At 64.4% G+C, this 14,090-nt stretch carries 13 protein-coding genes and 1 pseudogene; 5 read left to right on the top strand and 9 right to left on the bottom strand.

Translation table 11 applies throughout. The annotated features are described in order from the left end of the window. Positions 1 to 15: 15 nt before the first annotated feature. Both EDF61_RS15945 and EDF61_RS15940 read left to right on the top strand, forming a co-directional pair. Positions 16 to 1,551 carry an ABC transporter substrate-binding protein gene (locus EDF61_RS15945; RefSeq protein WP_133834754.1) on the top strand — a complete coding sequence of 512 codons (1,536 nt, stop codon included), beginning with the start codon at positions 16 to 18 and terminating at the stop codon, positions 1,549 to 1,551. Beyond that, positions 1,551 to 3,356, top strand: a complete 1,806-nt coding sequence (locus EDF61_RS15940) for an ABC transporter permease subunit (RefSeq protein ID WP_133834753.1) — start codon at positions 1,551 to 1,553, stop codon at positions 3,354 to 3,356. Before EDF61_RS15945 ends, EDF61_RS15940 begins: the two co-directional genes overlap by 1 nt. Positions 3,357 to 3,475: 119 nt before the next feature. Here the strand turns inward: EDF61_RS15940 and EDF61_RS15935 are convergent, their stop codons facing one another. From EDF61_RS15935 to arsB (EDF61_RS15925), 3 genes are read right to left on the bottom strand one after another with little or no spacing between them, the layout of a single operon-like run. Continuing rightward, the gene (locus tag EDF61_RS15935) at positions 3,476 to 4,903 is read right to left on the bottom strand and encodes an FAD-dependent oxidoreductase (protein ID WP_133834752.1); all 1,428 of its coding nucleotides are present in this window, start codon (positions 4,901 to 4,903) and stop codon (positions 3,476 to 3,478) included. A gap of 42 nt (positions 4,904 to 4,945) precedes the next feature. Further along, on the bottom strand, positions 4,946 to 5,359 hold the full coding sequence (locus EDF61_RS15930) for an arsenate reductase ArsC (RefSeq protein ID WP_133834751.1): 414 nt from the start codon (positions 5,357 to 5,359) through the stop codon (positions 4,946 to 4,948). An 11-nt stretch (positions 5,360 to 5,370) separates the two neighbouring features. Beyond that, positions 5,371 to 6,426, bottom strand: coding sequence for an ACR3 family arsenite efflux transporter (arsB, locus tag EDF61_RS15925; protein ID WP_502699080.1), 1,056 nt, complete (start codon positions 6,424 to 6,426; stop codon positions 5,371 to 5,373). Positions 6,427 to 6,569: 143 nt separating this feature from the next. Here arsB (EDF61_RS15925) and EDF61_RS15920 point away from each other — a divergent pair, with 143 nt between their 5' ends. Then, a complete protein-coding gene (locus EDF61_RS15920; protein ID WP_133834749.1) occupies positions 6,570 to 6,944 on the top strand; it encodes an ArsR/SmtB family transcription factor in 375 nt (124 codons plus the stop codon). A gap of 29 nt (positions 6,945 to 6,973) precedes the next feature. Here EDF61_RS15920 and EDF61_RS15915 read toward each other — a convergent pair whose 3' ends face one another. Next, positions 6,974 to 7,471, bottom strand: coding sequence for a GNAT family N-acetyltransferase (locus EDF61_RS15915; protein ID WP_286172297.1), 498 nt, complete (start codon positions 7,469 to 7,471; stop codon positions 6,974 to 6,976). 9 nt (positions 7,472 to 7,480) lie between these two features. Next, positions 7,481 to 7,870 carry a MerR family transcriptional regulator gene (locus EDF61_RS15910; protein ID WP_286172296.1) on the bottom strand — a complete coding sequence of 130 codons (390 nt, stop codon included), beginning with the start codon at positions 7,868 to 7,870 and terminating at the stop codon, positions 7,481 to 7,483. 187 nt (positions 7,871 to 8,057) lie between these two features. Here EDF61_RS15910 and EDF61_RS15905 point away from each other — a divergent pair, with 187 nt between their 5' ends. Further along, entirely contained in the window at positions 8,058 to 9,581 is a 1,524-nt protein-coding gene (locus tag EDF61_RS15905) for a SulP family inorganic anion transporter (RefSeq protein ID WP_133834748.1), read from the top strand. A gap of 399 nt (positions 9,582 to 9,980) precedes the next feature. Here the strand turns inward: EDF61_RS15905 and EDF61_RS15900 are convergent, their stop codons facing one another. From EDF61_RS15900 to EDF61_RS15885, 4 genes and pseudogenes are all read right to left on the bottom strand, one after another. Then, on the bottom strand, positions 9,981 to 10,391 hold the full coding sequence (locus EDF61_RS15900) for an arsenate reductase ArsC (RefSeq protein ID WP_133834747.1): 411 nt from the start codon (positions 10,389 to 10,391) through the stop codon (positions 9,981 to 9,983). An 11-nt stretch (positions 10,392 to 10,402) separates the two neighbouring features. Continuing rightward, positions 10,403 to 11,125 (bottom strand): annotated as a pseudogene (gene arsB / locus EDF61_RS15895) (ACR3 family arsenite efflux transporter); the annotation flags it as partial. A 242-nt stretch (positions 11,126 to 11,367) separates the two neighbouring features. Continuing rightward, positions 11,368 to 11,583: a CDGSH iron-sulfur domain-containing protein gene (locus EDF61_RS15890; RefSeq protein ID WP_133834746.1), complete on the bottom strand. Its 216-nt coding sequence runs from the start codon at positions 11,581 to 11,583 to the stop codon at positions 11,368 to 11,370. After that, positions 11,580 to 12,608, bottom strand: a complete 1,029-nt coding sequence (locus EDF61_RS15885) for an iron-containing redox enzyme family protein (protein WP_166650851.1) — start codon at positions 12,606 to 12,608, stop codon at positions 11,580 to 11,582. The genes EDF61_RS15890 and EDF61_RS15885 overlap by 4 nt, the downstream gene beginning before the upstream one ends. 922 nt (positions 12,609 to 13,530) lie before the next feature. Between EDF61_RS15885 and EDF61_RS15880 the strand changes: the two genes are divergently transcribed. Continuing rightward, complete coding sequence (locus EDF61_RS15880; protein ID WP_105658704.1) at positions 13,531 to 13,767, top strand: hypothetical protein; 237 nt, start codon at positions 13,531 to 13,533, stop codon at positions 13,765 to 13,767. Positions 13,768 to 14,090 lie beyond the last annotated feature (323 nt).

Here is a 14,090-nt window from a genome sequence, read left to right as displayed (position 1 = left end):
AAGGACCTCGCACCCATGAATCGACCCCGCCCCAAGACCCTGGCTTTGCTCACCATCCCGCTGGCCGGGGCACTTGCCCTCAGCGGCTGCTTCTCCGCGGCCGCCGAGCAGGCCGGAAGCACCGGCCGCATCTCCGTAGCCCACATGCAGCCGCCCCGCTCCGGGCTCAGCCCGCTCAGCGACGACGCGTTCAAGCTCTCGCGCTGGTCCACCGCCGAAACCCTGGTCAATCTCGACGCGTCCGGGGACGCCCAGCCGGCATTGGCTACCAGCTGGGAGCGCAGCGGCGAGCTTGCCTGGGACTTCGAGATCCGCGAAGGAGTCAGCTTCCACAACGGGCAGCCACTGACCGCCGACACCGTGGCGAACTCCTTGCAGCGGGCCATCGACGCCACCCCGGTGCCGCGCATCCTGAACGGAACCGCATTGAAGGTCGCGGTGCGCGGGGAGCACAGACTGCGGATCGCCACCGAGGATCCCGACCCGCTGCTGCCCCAGCGGCTATCCAGCCCGCAGCTGGCCATCTTCGCCGCCGAAGCCTACACCGCCAACGGGGTGGATCCAGCCGGCCACGGCACCGGCCCCTTCCAGATCGTGGACGTGGACGGGATCTCGGGGGCCACCCTGGACCGGTACGAGGGCTACTGGGGCGAAAAGGCCGCAGCCTCGGGCATCGACGTGAAGTTCGTGCCCGATGGCACCGCCCGCGCCGCCGCGCTGCGCACCTCGGAAGCAGATGTCATCGAGGCCATCCCCGCCGGGCAGGCCGCCACGGTGGACCAGGAACTGCTCACCGAAGTACCGATGCCGCGCACCAACACGCTGTACCTGAACACCGAAAAGGGCCCGTTCGCCGACCCGGCGGTGCGCGCCGCGGCCCGCGAAGCCATCGACCGGACGGCCATCGTGGAGTCGGTGTACGAGAACCGCGCCGATATAGCCGAGGGCCTGCTCGGCCCGGCCCTGCCCTACGCCGCCAGGCTGCGCGATTCTGGAGAATACCGGCAGCTGCTGGCCCAGCGTGCCGAACCAGCCAAGGTCAAGGACGTGGAAATCACCCTGGGCACCTTCACCGACCGCGCCGAACTGCCAGAAGTCGCGGTGATCCTGGAGCAGCAGCTGGAAGCGGCCGGATTCATCGTGAAGCAGGATGTGCGCGAATACCAGTACATCGAGGCCGACGCACTGGACGGCGCTTTCGATGCCTTCATCCTCTCGCGCGCCACCGTGCTTGATTCCGGGGACCCGGTTGCGTACTTCGCCTCCGACTTCACCTGCGAAGGCGGCTTCGCCATCGCCCAGCTCTGCGACAAGGACGTGGACCAGGCCATCGCCCGGGCCTCGGAAACCGAAGCCGGGGAACAGCGCCAGCAGCAGATCATGCTGGCCGAAGCCCGGATCCTGGGCACCGACGCGGCCATCGCGCTGCTGCACGAACGCGTGATCCAGGGCGAGGGTCCCGCCGTGCGCGATGCCGCGCAGGATCCGCGCGAACGCGAGCTGATCACTGCGCAGACCCGCCTGGACAGCGACCAGGAGCCGCAACGCTGATGAACTGGTTCGCCCTGAAGGCGCGGCGCCTCTCCTGGCCGTCCTTCGCATCCTGCCTGCTCAGCGCGCTGGCCCTGCTGCTGGTAGCCGGCGCGCTGCCCTGGCTTTCGCGCACGGACCCGGCCGCCGCGGTGCTGCGCGCACGCTATGCCGAACTGGAACCCACCGAGAAGGCGTTGGCCTCCGTGCGCGCGCAGCTGGGCCTGGACCAGGGCCCGCTGGCCACCAGCCTGCAATGGTGGTCCGGGGTGCTGCACGGGGATCTGGGCAGCTCCTGGGTCAGCGGGGCAGAAATCGCTCCCGGCGCCTGGCGGGCGCTGTCGGTCTCCGCCACGCTCACCGCCTTCGCCACCATCATCGCTCTCGCCGTGGCCTTGGCCCTGGTGCTGCCCGCCGCGCTGCGCGTGTTGCGCAACCGGCCGCATTCCGGTTCCGGGCCGCTGGGCGTGGCACTGACCGCCTTGCCCGAATTCCTGCTGGCCAGCTTGCTGCTGGTACTGGTGGCGGTGCAGCTGCAATGGCTTCCGCCCTACGGGTGGACCGGGCTGGACACCGCGGTCCTGCCCGCACTGGCCCTGGGCATCCCGGCCGGCGGATTGCTGGGCCGGCTGCTGGCCGATGCCATCGCCTCGGTGGCCGCCGAACGCTGGGCCGGGATCTGGCACCTGGCCGGAGCTCCGGCGCCGGCCATCCTCTCCGGGGTGCTGCGCCGGGCCGCCGCGGCAGTCATCGACCAGCTCGGCTTGGTGTTCATCGGCTTGCTCGGCGGCGCCGTGGCCGTAGAACAGGTCTTCGCGGTGCCCGGGCTTGGCCGCTACCTGCTCGGGGCGGCCAATGCGCAGGATATTCCCGCCTTGCAGGCCGGCCTGCTGCTGATGGCGGGATCGGCGCTGCTGATCGGAATGCTCACCGCAGCGGCCCGGCGCGCTCTGCGCGGCGGCACCCTGCCCGCCGGGTCGCTGCCAGCCCCGCCCGAGGCGCGCGGCAACGGCAGGATCCAGCGCTGGACTGCGGCGATCACCTGCACCGCGCTGCTGGCCATCCTGGCTTTCGGACTGCCGCGCGACCCCTACACCCTTGCCTTCCAGAGGCTGCAAGCCCCGGGGGCCGGTTTGCCATTCGGCGCCGATTCCAGCGGACGGGATCTGCTGGCCCGCGTGGCCCACGGAACCTTGGGCACGGTAGGCCCAGCGCTGGGAATCGTGGCCTGCGCAATCCTGATCGGCCTGCTGCTCGCGGCAGCAGGCGAGATCTCGCGCGGGCCGGCGGTAATCGCCAACGCGACTCCGCCGATTCTGGCCGGGGTGGTCATCGCGGCCTTGCTGGGCCCCTCGGTGGGCGGTGCGGCGCTGGCCGTGCTCTGGGTGAGCTGGCCTCCGCTGGCCACGCATGCTGCCTCGCTGCTCGACGAAGCCCGGGCCATGCCGCATATCCGCTGGCTTCCGCTCTCCGGGGTGCCGCGCGGCCGGATCTGGGTCCAGCATCTGCTGCCCGCGGTGCTTCCGGCCCTGCTGAGGCACGGGATGCTGCGGCTGCCCGGGGTGGCACTGGCTTTGGCTGCCCTCGGATTCCTCGGGCTCGGGGCGCAGCCGCCCACCCCGGAGTGGGGCCTGCTGCTGGCCGAAGGCATCGGCTATGTCGAGCGGGCTCCGTGGACTGCCATCGCCCCGGCTACCGCACTGGTGCTCACTTCCGTGTGCGCGGTGGCGCTCGCCGGAATGCCGGCCCCGCAGCGTGCCGGTACCCGAGGCACGGCAGCCCAGCAGGATCCGGCGGCCAGGAACACACCGGTCCCGGTGAGCTGATACGCGGTCCTATCCCGGGCCTGGAGGGAAAAATGGAGCCAAGGGGCAGCGCGACTTATGCCGCGCTGCCCCTTGGCTCCATCGAGTTTCCGTGGCGATCGCCCCTTGCCCAAGCTGGCTTACTGGGCGGCCGCTTCGCTGTTGCCGTGCAGTGTTCCCGTGGCTAATCCCAGGCTCACCGGCTGCGGCGAGGTGCAGCAGCTGGCAGCTTCGGCGGGCTCGGTTCCGCAGGCGGTGTCGCTGGCCGCGGGGGCATCGCAGGAACCGCCCAGATCCGTGGAGCAGACCCCGGTTTCCGGCAGATCCAGTTCAACCCGGCCCGCCCCGTCGGCATCGCCGGACAAGCCAGCGGCAATGGAGCGCACCTGCTCGTAGCCGGTAGCCATCAGGAACGTCGGAGCCCGTCCATAGCTCTTCATTCCAACGATGTAGAAGTTCTTTTCCGGGTGCGCCAATTGCTTTTCGCCGTGCGCGCTGACCGTTCCGCAGCTGTGGAATTCCGGGTCGATCAATGGCCCGAGCTGGCGCGGGGCTTCAACGCATTCATCCAGGTCCAGACGCAGTTCGGAGAGCATCTGCAGGTCCGGGCGGAAACCAGTGGCAGCGATAATGCGGTCGACGCCCAGCTCGCGCCCGTCAGCCAGTGACACGGATAGCTGCTCGCCGGCGCTCATCGAAGCGACGGAGACATTTTCCAGCAGCTCCACGTTGCCGTTCTCCACCAGCCGGCGCAGCGACGTGCCCAGCTGGCCCCGGGCTGGGAGCTGGTCAGCAGCTCCGCCGCCGTAGAGCCGGATCGGGTTGGCCGCCCCGCGCAGGCCCCAGAGGATCCGGGTGTCCGGGAACTTCTTCTGCAACCGGCCCAGGGCAATGACGGTATTCGCCGCCGAATGCCCGGCGCCAAGCACCAGCAATTTCTTGCCCGCGAGCTCCTGCTCATCGGCGCCCAGCGGATCAGGCAGCCCGCAGATGAGCAAGCCGCGCTCGTGCGCCTGCGCTTCGCCGATGGCCTGGATTCCGGCCCGGCCTACCGGGCTTGGCTGGTTCCAGGTGCCACTGGCATCAACCACGGCACGACCGAGAAGATCCACCGGGCCGCCAGGAGTTTCGGTGCGCACCAGGAACGGGGCTTCATCGCGGTGCGCGGTGCGTGCCTTGTCGGCACCGCGGCCGTCGGCCAGCACGCGGCTGATTTTCGCCACGCGGTGGCCGTAGCGGATGCGCGGTGACAGTTGGGGGTGGGCGGCCAGCGGTTGGAGATATTCGCTGACCAACTCCGCGCCGGTGGGAAGCTTGGTGATCCGCGGTGCTTCCCAGCCTCCGGCGTATCCCTCGCTGCGCGTTTCCAGCAGCCGGCGGGCGGCCGCATCGATATTGAAGCGCCATGGGGAGAAGAGCTTGATGTGGGACCACTGGGCTATTGCGGCGCCTGCGCTGTCCCCAGCTTCCAGGACAAGCACTTCCTGCCCGCGTTCGCGCAGGTGGGCGGCGGTGGCTAGGCCGATGGGGCCGGCGCCGATGACGATGACTGGAAGGTTCTCCTGCATGGGTTTCTCCTTGGCTACTGGAATTCTGGAGACGGTCTGCGCTTAGCTGGCCGGCAGCAGGTCGGCGATGAGGTTCTCAATCCGGGCACGGATTTCATCACGGATTGGCCGCACACCGTCAATGCCCTGCCCTGCCGGGTCTTCCAGCTTCCAATCTTCATAGCGCTTGCCCGGGAAGAATGGGCAGGCATCTCCGCAGCCCATAGTGATCACCACATCGGAGTCCTGCACGGCTTCGGTGGTCAGCACCTTGGGGATTTCCGCGGACATGTCGATGCCGACTTCTTTCATGGCTTCAACGGCGGCCGGGTTGACCGAGTCGGCTGGGGCGGAACCGGCCGAGCGGACCTCAATGCGCCCTCCGGAGAGGTGGGAGAGGAAGGCCGCGGCCATCTGGGAGCGTCCCGCGTTGTGCACGCAGACAAAGAGAACTGAAGGCTTTTCGGCAGCAGTCATGGGTGTTGTCCTTAGGCAGAAGTAGTCGAAGTGCTTACAGCCGGGAAGAATTTCCGGGACCACAGGGCCACGTAGACCAAGGCAACCAGGATCGGCACCTCGATCAGCGGACCCACCACCCCGGCCAAGGCCTGGCCGCTGGTGGCACCGAAGGTGGCGATGGCTACCGCGATGGCCAGCTCGAAGTTGTTGCCGGCGGCAGTGAACGCCAAGGTGGTGGTGCGCGGGTAGCCCAGCTTCAGCCAGTGGCCGATGAGCATTCCGGCACCGAAGACCACCACGAAGTAGATCAGCAGCGGGATCGCCATGCGCAGCACATCCAGGGGCTTGGAGATGATGTTATCGCCCTGCAGCGCGAAGAGCAGCACGATGGTGAACAGCAGCCCGTACAGTGCCCACGGCCCGATTTTCGGCAGGAATTTTCCCTCGTACCAGTCGCGGCCCTTGGCCTTTTCGCCCAGGGTACGGGTCAGGTAGCCGGCCACCAGCGGAATGCCCAGGAAGACCAGCACCGAGGCGGTGATCGCGGCAATGGAGAACTCGGCGCTGGTGGTTTCCAGCCCCAGCCACGATGGCAGCAGCTGCAGGTAGAACCAGCCCAGGGCACCGAAGGCGATGACCTGGAAGACCGAGTTGATGGCCACCAGCACCGCGGCCGCTTCCCGGTCCCCGCAGGCCAGATCATTCCAGATGAACACCATGGCGATGCAGCGGGCCAGGCCCACAATGATCAGGCCGGTGCGGTATTCGGGCAGGTCTGCCAGGAATACCCAGGCCAGGACGAACATGAACGCCGGGGCCAGGACCCAATTGATCACCAGCGAGGTGATCATCAGCTTCTTGTCGGCCAGCACGCGGCCGGTTTCGTTGTAGCGGACCTTGGCCAGCACCGGATACATCATGACCAGCAGGCCGATGGCGATGGGTACCGAGACCCCGGCCACGGTGAAGCGGTCCAGCAGCTCGCCCAGCTGAGGGAAGATGCGGCCCAGACCCAAGCCGACGACCATGGCCAGCAGGATCCACAGGGCCAGGTAGCGGTCCAGGAAGGAAAGTTTTGCCGCCACGGGGGCAGTGTCTAGCGCAGGCGCGGGTGCCACTGATTCATCACTCCAAGAATAGGCATCGACGATTGTCGATGTTTTGAGTATGATGAAACATATCGACGTTTGTCAATCTCTGGCGCCAGCCAAGAAAAGAGCCAAGGCCCGTGAGCACAGCCACCGTGAATCCTGCCGGAGGGACTTCCCCAGCACCGGCAGCCGACGCCTGCTGCACGCCATCCCAAGGCGAGGCAATCCTCAATGCTGGGCAGGCCGAAGCGCTGGCGCTGCGCTTCAAGGCCCTGGGCGACCCCAACCGCCTGCGCATCCTGTCCATCGTCTCCGCCAGCGAGTCGGCCGAGACGTGCGTCTGCGACCTGCCCGAACCACTGGGCCTCAAGCAGCCGACAGTCTCGCACCACCTGAAAATCCTGGTGGAGGCCGGAATCCTGCACCGCGAAAAGCGCGGAGTATGGGCCTACTTCTCCGTGGTCCCCGGCGCCCTGGAATCCCTGGGATCCAGCCTGGCACCCAAGGGCTAGGCCGCAGACCCACCTGGGCAGGGCGCTACCTAGAGCCTGAGCTCATACAGGACGGTATCCAGCCATTGCCCCGCCACTGCCCCGCGGGCACCCCGGGCAATCCGCTCGCGCCGGCCAACCTCGCGGAACCCGGCCCTGGCATGCAGTACCCTGCTGGCTTCGTTGCCGGCGATGACTGCCGACTGCACCATCCAGTAATCTTCTTCCCTTGCCCGGGCGATCAGCTCGGCCAGCAGCCGAGTGCCAATGCCGCATCCGGCATGATCCGGATCAATGTACACCGAGTGCTCCACCACGCCGTGGTAGGCCGGGCGGGCCGAAACCGGGCTGGCCGCAGCCCAGCCGAGAACCTTGGCATCGGGCGCAATGGCCACCAGCGACAAGGCAGGAATTTTCGCCGCGAAGAACTTCTCGCGTGCCGGCACCTCGGATTCGAAGGTGGCCAGGCCGGTCTCGATGCCGCTGGCATAGATGCGGGCGACATCCGCCCAGTGGTTCTGCGCCATCGCGGCTAAGCGGATCTCCATGCTTCAGGCCTACTTGGTGCGAAGATCCGCGATGAAGGACTCGGCACGCTGCAAGTTCAGCGCGAGCTTGTCGCGCTTGGCGCTGGCACGCTGGGTGTAGTCATCGAGCTTGGCCCGGGCGACGGAGTCCTGCGGATCTGCCGCGAGCGCGTCCACCGCGTCAAGCAGCTCCCCCATTTCCTCCAGCGAGAAGCCCAGCGGCTTCATCGAGCGGATCACCAGCATGCGGGCCAGATCCGAGTCGGTATAGATCCGGAAACCGCCTTCGCTGCGGGTGCTCGCCGGCAGCAACCCCACCTCGTCGTAGTGGCGGATGGTGCGATGCGACAGGCCGGTAGCCTCGACCATGTCACCGATATGCATCGAACCGCCCGCACCTTCGGTCTTCGCTTGATCCATGAAGTCCTCCGTTTCCTCCAATTACAACCCTACCCTTACGTTAGGTTAGAGTTATATTCGACGGCATCAGTTCTACGACCGCTCCGGCAGCTCTTGCCTCGTCTGCGGCGCAATGATGCCCATCCCATGAATTCTACGCACTGCACGTGCCCCACGCTTACTGGCTTGAAAAGAAGGGAGCTCACCTATGAGCACCAGCACCACAGCGGATCCTTCCGCACTGAGTCCCACCGAGCGCCAATCGGTATTGCGCACCCTGAAATCACCGCGGCTGCTGAAAACAGAGGTGCTGGCAGGCCTGGTCGTGGCCCTGGCCCTGATCCCCGAGGCCATCGCCTTCTCCATCATCGCCGGTGTCGATCCGCGCATCGGGTTGTTCGCCTCGTTCACCATGGCGGTGTCCATCTCGTTCTTCGGCGGCCGCCCCGCCATGATCTCCGCGGCCACCGGCGCCATCGCGCTGGTCATCGCACCGCTGGTAGCCAGCCACGGCGTGGACTACTTCATCGCCGCAGTCATCATGGCAGGCGCCTTCCAGGTGGTACTGGCCCTGCTGGGCGTGGCCAAGCTGATGCGCTTCATCCCCCGCCAGGTCATGGTCGGATTCGTCAACGCTCTGGCCATCTTGATCTTCCTCTCCCAACTCCCCGAGCTGCTCGGCGTACCCTGGCTGGTCTACCCGCTGGTGGCCCTGGGCCTGCTGATCGTCTTCGGCCTGCCCAAGCTGACCACCGCCATCCCCGCCCCGCTGGTGGCCATCGTGGTGCTGACGCTGATCACCGTATTCGCCTCGGTTGCCGTACCCACCGTGGGCGACAAGGGCCAGCTGCCCGAGTCCCTGCCAACACTGTTCTTCCCGGATATCCCGCTGAACCTCGAAACCCTGCAGGTGCTCTTCCCCTACGCACTGGCCATGGCCTTCGTCGGCCTGCTCGAGTCCTTGATGACCGCCAAGCTGGTCGATGACGTCACCGACACCCACTCGAACAAGACCCGCGAATCCTGGGGCCAGGGCGCGGCGAATATCATCACCGGATTCTTCGGCGGCATGGGCGGCTGCGCGATGATCGGGCAGACCATGATCAACGTCAAGGCCTCCGGGGCACGCACCCGCATCTCCACCTTCCTGGCCGGAACCTTCCTGCTGATCCTGGTCGTGGCACTGGGCGACATCGTGGCGCTGATCCCGATGGCCGCACTGGTCGCGGTAATGATCTTCGTTTCCATAGCCACCTTCGACTGGCACAGCATCCGCCCTTCCACGCTGCGCATGATGCCCAAGAGCGAAACCACGGTCATGCTCATCACCGTGGCTTTCACGGTCGCCACCCACAACCTGGCCATCGGCGTCGGGGTGGGCGTGCTCACCGCGATGGTGCTCTTCGCCAACCGGGTGGCCCATCTGGTCACCGTGGAACGCCGCCTGGCGGAGCACTTCGGGGAGCAGATCGCCAAGTATGAGGTCAATGGCGAGCTCTTCTTCGCCTCCTCCAACGATCTCTACACCCAGTTCCACTACGCCGAGGATCCGGACCGCGTGGTCATCGACATGTACAACTCGCACCTGTGGGACGCCTCTACCATCGCATCGCTGGATGCCATTACGGAGAAGTACGAGAAATACGGCAAAACCGTTCAGATCGAGGGTCTGAATACCGCCAGCCTGAAGATGCGCGAACGCCTAGGCGGAAAGCTCGGCGGCGAGCACTAAGAGGGCGCAGGCAAGCACGGGCAGCCAGGCTGCCGATAAAAATCCGTGCAAATGCTCGGCGGGGGTTTTGAACTGGTCCTCGATAGTTGGCCCAGTTAGAAGAATTCGAACCGCTCTTGGCGCAGGTTCTCGCTTACCAGCCGGTGGCCTCACCGTTTTCCCGCGGCGCCTCGGACTCGATCTGAGCGCAGAAATTCGCGGTAAGAGCTGCAATTGAAGCCCATGCAAACTAGCTGGGTGCTGCGCGCCGGGTTCTGCGAAAGCTTTCTACTATCCGCACTAGGGAGTCTGCGGTTTCCAAACCAAAAGGCCTGGCAGACGCCAGGCCTTTTGGCGTTGAACTAGGACTCACTGGAAGCATGGAAGCCATGCCTGCCTGGCTCCTCGCCAAGAGCGAGACTAGGTGCCCTTGATACGCTCCCACAGATCGTTAACGCGAGTCTCGATATCGCTGAAGATCTCGCTGGTCTTCTCGAATGTCACATCCTGCGGATCGGCGATTTTCCAGTCAAGGTATTCTTTGCCCGGGAAGAATGGGCAGGCATCTCCGCAGCCCATAGTGATCACCACATCGGAGTCCTGCACGGCTTCGGTGGTCAGCACCTTGGGGATTTCCGCGGACATGTCGATGCCGACTTCTTTCATGGCTTCAACGGCGGCCGGGTTGACCGAGTCGGCTGGGGCGGAACCGGCCGAGCGGACCTCAATGCGCCCTCCGGAGAGGTGGGAGAGGAAGGCCGCGGCCATCTGGGAGCGTCCCGCGTTGTGCACGCAGACAAAGAGAACTGAAGGCTTTTCGGCAGCAGTCATGGGTGTTGTCCTTAGGCAGAAGTAGTCGAAGTGCTTACAGCCGGGAAGAATTTCCGGGACCACAGGGCCACGTAGACCAAGGCAACCAGGATCGGCACCTCGATCAGCGGACCCACCACCCCGGCCAAGGCCTGGCCGCTGGTGGCACCGAAGGTGGCGATGGCTACCGCGATGGCCAGCTCGAAGTTGTTGCCGGCGGCAGTGAACGCCAAGGTGGTGGTGCGCGGGTAGCCCAGCTTCAGCCAGTGGCCGATGAGCATTCCGGCACCGAAGACCACCACGAAGTAGATCAGCAGCGGGATCGCCATGCGCAGCACATCCAGGGGCTTGGAGATGATGTTATCGCCCTGCAGCGCGAAGAGCAGCACGATGGTGAACAGCAGCCCGTACAGTGCCCACGGCCCGATTTTCGGCAGGAATTTTCCCTCGTACCAGTCGCGGCCCTTGGCCTTTTCGCCCAGGGTACGGGTCAGGTAGCCGGCCACCAGCGGAATGCCCAGGAAGACCAGCACCGAGGCGGTGATCGCGGCAATGGAGAACTCGGCGCTGGTGGTTTCCAGCCCCAGCCACGATGGCAGCAGCTGCAGGTAGAACCAGCCCAGGGCACCGAAGGCGATGACCTGGAAGACCGAGTTGATGGCCACCAGCACCGCGGCCGCTTCCCGGTCCCCGCAGGCCAGATCATTCCAGATGAACACCATGGCGATGCAGCGGGCCAGCCCCACAATGATCAGGACTGCTCCGTCGTCCCTGACGCTTTGGAATCCCTGGGCGCCAGCTTGACGGCCAAACCCTACGCAGGCTTGCCGCAACTGCATTCCAGGCGGCTGGGATCGCGCCACCCGGGATCCACCAACTAGCCGCATTCCCGCGTCCGCGCAGGCAGCTCGGCGAACGGCATCAAACGCTGCAGGTCCCGGCAGTGCCGGCCCGCTGCGGACCGGATGCGCAATAGCCCGTTTCAGGAGCCAGTGTCCTACTTCGGGCGCTCGAACTTCATCAGCTTGTGCGTGCCATCGCAAAAAGGCTTGATGGCAGAGCCCCCGCAACGGCATAGCGCGACCGGCCCTTTCCGGGCCTCGATGGATTGCCCCTCGGCATCCACGATTTCAAATTCTCCCCTGAGCAGCAATGGGCCCTGCGGGCAAACAGTAATCATGGCCGCTTCCGAAGCGCTGCGCCCCTCGCTCATACCACTGCCCCCGCTCCGGCATGCAACGCCGACCTTCCAGCTTCCCACGCGTCCAAGTACTTCGCGCCTGCCAACGCGTCAACCGCTGCCGCGGCTTGGGCTCCGAAGAGTATGTCGGGCACCAGATCCGGTTCGTCTTCAGCCAGTCCGCCCGCGAGGTCGCGGCCGGCAATTTGCTCATGGACAGCATCAGCTTCCACATGCTCATCGAAGTAATCGGTCACCGGGGATTCATATCCCAGGCGCCGGAACCCGCGGGCATAAGCGGCCTGGGGTATTGAGGAAGTCATCTCGTACAGTGCCAGGTGGCCAGTGATGGCTCCCCGAAGGCGCCGGTGCATGCCGAAGAGCGAAATCATGTTCACTGCCGCCAGCGTCACCGCCGGTATGCGGTCCACGTACGCGCCGAAATCATCACGCAACCCCACGCCCTTCATGGTCTGCCTGAACAGCTCGCTATGCATTCGCGGCAGCTGCCCATTTCCGTATTCATCAGCCTGGATCTCCACCATGGCGGCTTTTGCACGGCCTTCGAGTTTCGGGATCGCCCAGGTATGCGGATCAGCTTCCTTGAGCTGGTAAATCGACTTCAGTATCAGGAATTCGCGTGCTTGGCCGGCAGTGGCCTTGCGCTGGATGAACTTCGAAACCGACGGCCCAGCATCATCAGCAGCAAGCTCGAACAGGGCTTGGGCCACTTTCGCGGAGCTGGGTTCCACGCTTGGAATCGAGCCTGCCGCCTCGCGCAGCGCTTGCTCGAAAGCCTCCTCGATCCGGGCCCGAAGCGAAAGGAGCCCGGGGTCCCATTCCCAGCGGTCATCGACTTCTTCAAATCCCCGATAGTGCAGTTCGTAGAGCACGAAAAGGCTCAGCTGCAGGTCCCCGTCATCCAGCACATCCGAAGCCGCAGCCAACCGATCAGTTGCGACCGTTGCCAAATAGGCTGCGTATTCCTCCGAGGGGTTGCACAGCAACGCATTGTTCAGCGCTTGGGACAGGTCTCCGCGGGGTACGGGCAGATGCATGATGCTCCTTTGTTCACGCTGATCGCACGGTCAGCAATAGTGGCAGTAGGATGATCGTGCCAGCATCCCCGGGATATAACCACCATTGGGAGGAAAAGCCAAGGTAAGCCCCTGATCGTGCTCCCCAGCTATGTTCTCGACAGCACCTTATCCCTGAGGAACATAGGGCTGTCGGCCGGCCAATCTCGACATGATGTCTTGTCCCAGCTTTTCCATAGCCAGTGGGAGCTGCGACCGGGATTGGGTTGGGATCATGATGGCAACCGATTAGAGGCAGAACTTACCGGAGTCGTCAGGGAGCACCTGTCGCCGCCCACTCTTATTGGCACATTCAATCTGGCAAGTAAGCAGGTCATGCCGTGTAAAACTGCCGACAATACTGGCGCCCAGAAGTTGCTCGCACCTCTGACAACAAACCCGGTCCAGAATCTTTTGCTCCATGTCCACACCCAACTGCTAGGTGTCGACTCGTTCATTTCCCCAAGATGAAAAACAGGTTCCCTAGGGCTGTCGCGTTGCCACTTTAGTATCGAGTAGGCCCGTCTGCTACTCCAGCAAAGGACCAATTACTTGGCATCAATCACTCGCTCGCACTTTCGAATAACGAACTTTCAGGGCCGCACTGGTCGTCAGGTCCGTGCTCGCTAATCAAGGAGAGTCATGCCCCTAAGCCACTAATATCACAGCTTTGAAGCAGTGGGCCCGGGCACTTCAGAGGCACTGGAAGTTTCACAGAGTTACTACAGTTGCTCCATGGGCCCTACTGCGATCGATTATTCGGGATCCAGCGCTGGGCGCTTGGCAGGCGCTGTATTACGAGAAGCTGCTCCCTCAATACCCTGCTAGGCTCAAGATGCTGCCGACGTTGCGCCGCGTGTACGGAAGAAACATCCGAATTTATCTTCATCGATGGGAATATCTCATGGGCAACAGCCCTGAAGCAGCACTAGGTATCGCACTACTGACATCACTGGTCCGCCAAGACCGAGAAGCCTTCCTGATCATCGCCTCCGAGCTGGAAGGAGGCAACACGCAAGCCGTGGCCATCCTTGCACGGCTAGGTGAAGCAATGGTCGCGATGATCGCTGAGCTGCTGCAGATCGGCAACGAGGAAGCGCTCACACGCATCGCAGCGTCACTGGCCCTCAAAGCTGGATAGAACTCAAAGAAATATGTGAAAGAGCAGAATCTGACAGCGGAAGAACAGCGAGAGCGGCCGTGAACCTGAGTAGAATGGGGGTAATAGGCTCGGTCGGGTAATTTATTGTTCACGACGCAGCGAGCTCTTTCAATCAAGGATTATATTTGCCTCGCAGTTCTCTGCTGGACGCTCCAGCACCCACCGTTAAACCCGGTGATCCTCAAAGTTTCTTCCACGTCAAAAAGTTGGTCACCGAAGCTGGACTGGTCGGCCGCCGCCGCGGGCACTATCTCGGGTTGGGCATCGTGCTGACGGTGCTGCTAGCCGGTACCGTTACCGGT

The organism is Arthrobacter sp. JUb115 (assembly GCF_004365035.1).
Classification (GTDB): Bacteria; Actinomycetota; Actinomycetes; order Actinomycetales; family Micrococcaceae; genus Glutamicibacter.
The sequence above is the reverse complement of the archived record's forward strand: the minus strand, read 5'-3'. Positions and strand labels throughout refer to the sequence as shown.

What these genes read in the sequence shown, in the direction of transcription:
- EDF61_RS15945 (WP_133834754.1), top strand. Translation starts at nt 16, where the DNA reads ATGAATCGACCCCGCCCCAAGACCCTGGCTTTGCTCACCATCCCGCTG.
- EDF61_RS15940 (WP_133834753.1), top strand. Translation starts at nt 1,551, where the DNA reads ATGAACTGGTTCGCCCTGAAGGCGCGGCGCCTCTCCTGGCCGTCCTTC.
- EDF61_RS15935 (WP_133834752.1), bottom strand. Translation starts at nt 4,903, where the DNA reads ATGCAGGAGAACCTTCCAGTCATCGTCATCGGCGCCGGCCCCATCGGC.
- EDF61_RS15930 (WP_133834751.1), bottom strand. Translation starts at nt 5,359, where the DNA reads ATGACTGCTGCCGAAAAGCCTTCAGTTCTCTTTGTCTGCGTGCACAAC.
- EDF61_RS15915 (WP_286172297.1), bottom strand. Translation starts at nt 7,471, where the DNA reads ATGGAGATCCGCTTAGCCGCGATGGCGCAGAACCACTGGGCGGATGTC.
- EDF61_RS15910 (WP_286172296.1), bottom strand. Translation starts at nt 7,870, where the DNA reads ATGGATCAAGCGAAGACCGAAGGTGCGGGCGGTTCGATGCATATCGGT.
- EDF61_RS15905 (WP_133834748.1), top strand. Translation starts at nt 8,058, where the DNA reads ATGAGCACCAGCACCACAGCGGATCCTTCCGCACTGAGTCCCACCGAG.
- EDF61_RS15900 (WP_133834747.1), bottom strand. Translation starts at nt 10,391, where the DNA reads ATGACTGCTGCCGAAAAGCCTTCAGTTCTCTTTGTCTGCGTGCACAAC.
- EDF61_RS15890 (WP_133834746.1), bottom strand. Translation starts at nt 11,583, where the DNA reads ATGAGCGAGGGGCGCAGCGCTTCGGAAGCGGCCATGATTACTGTTTGC.
- EDF61_RS15885 (WP_166650851.1), bottom strand. Translation starts at nt 12,608, where the DNA reads ATGCATCTGCCCGTACCCCGCGGAGACCTGTCCCAAGCGCTGAACAAT.
- EDF61_RS15880 (WP_105658704.1), top strand. Translation starts at nt 13,531, where the DNA reads ATGGGCAACAGCCCTGAAGCAGCACTAGGTATCGCACTACTGACATCA.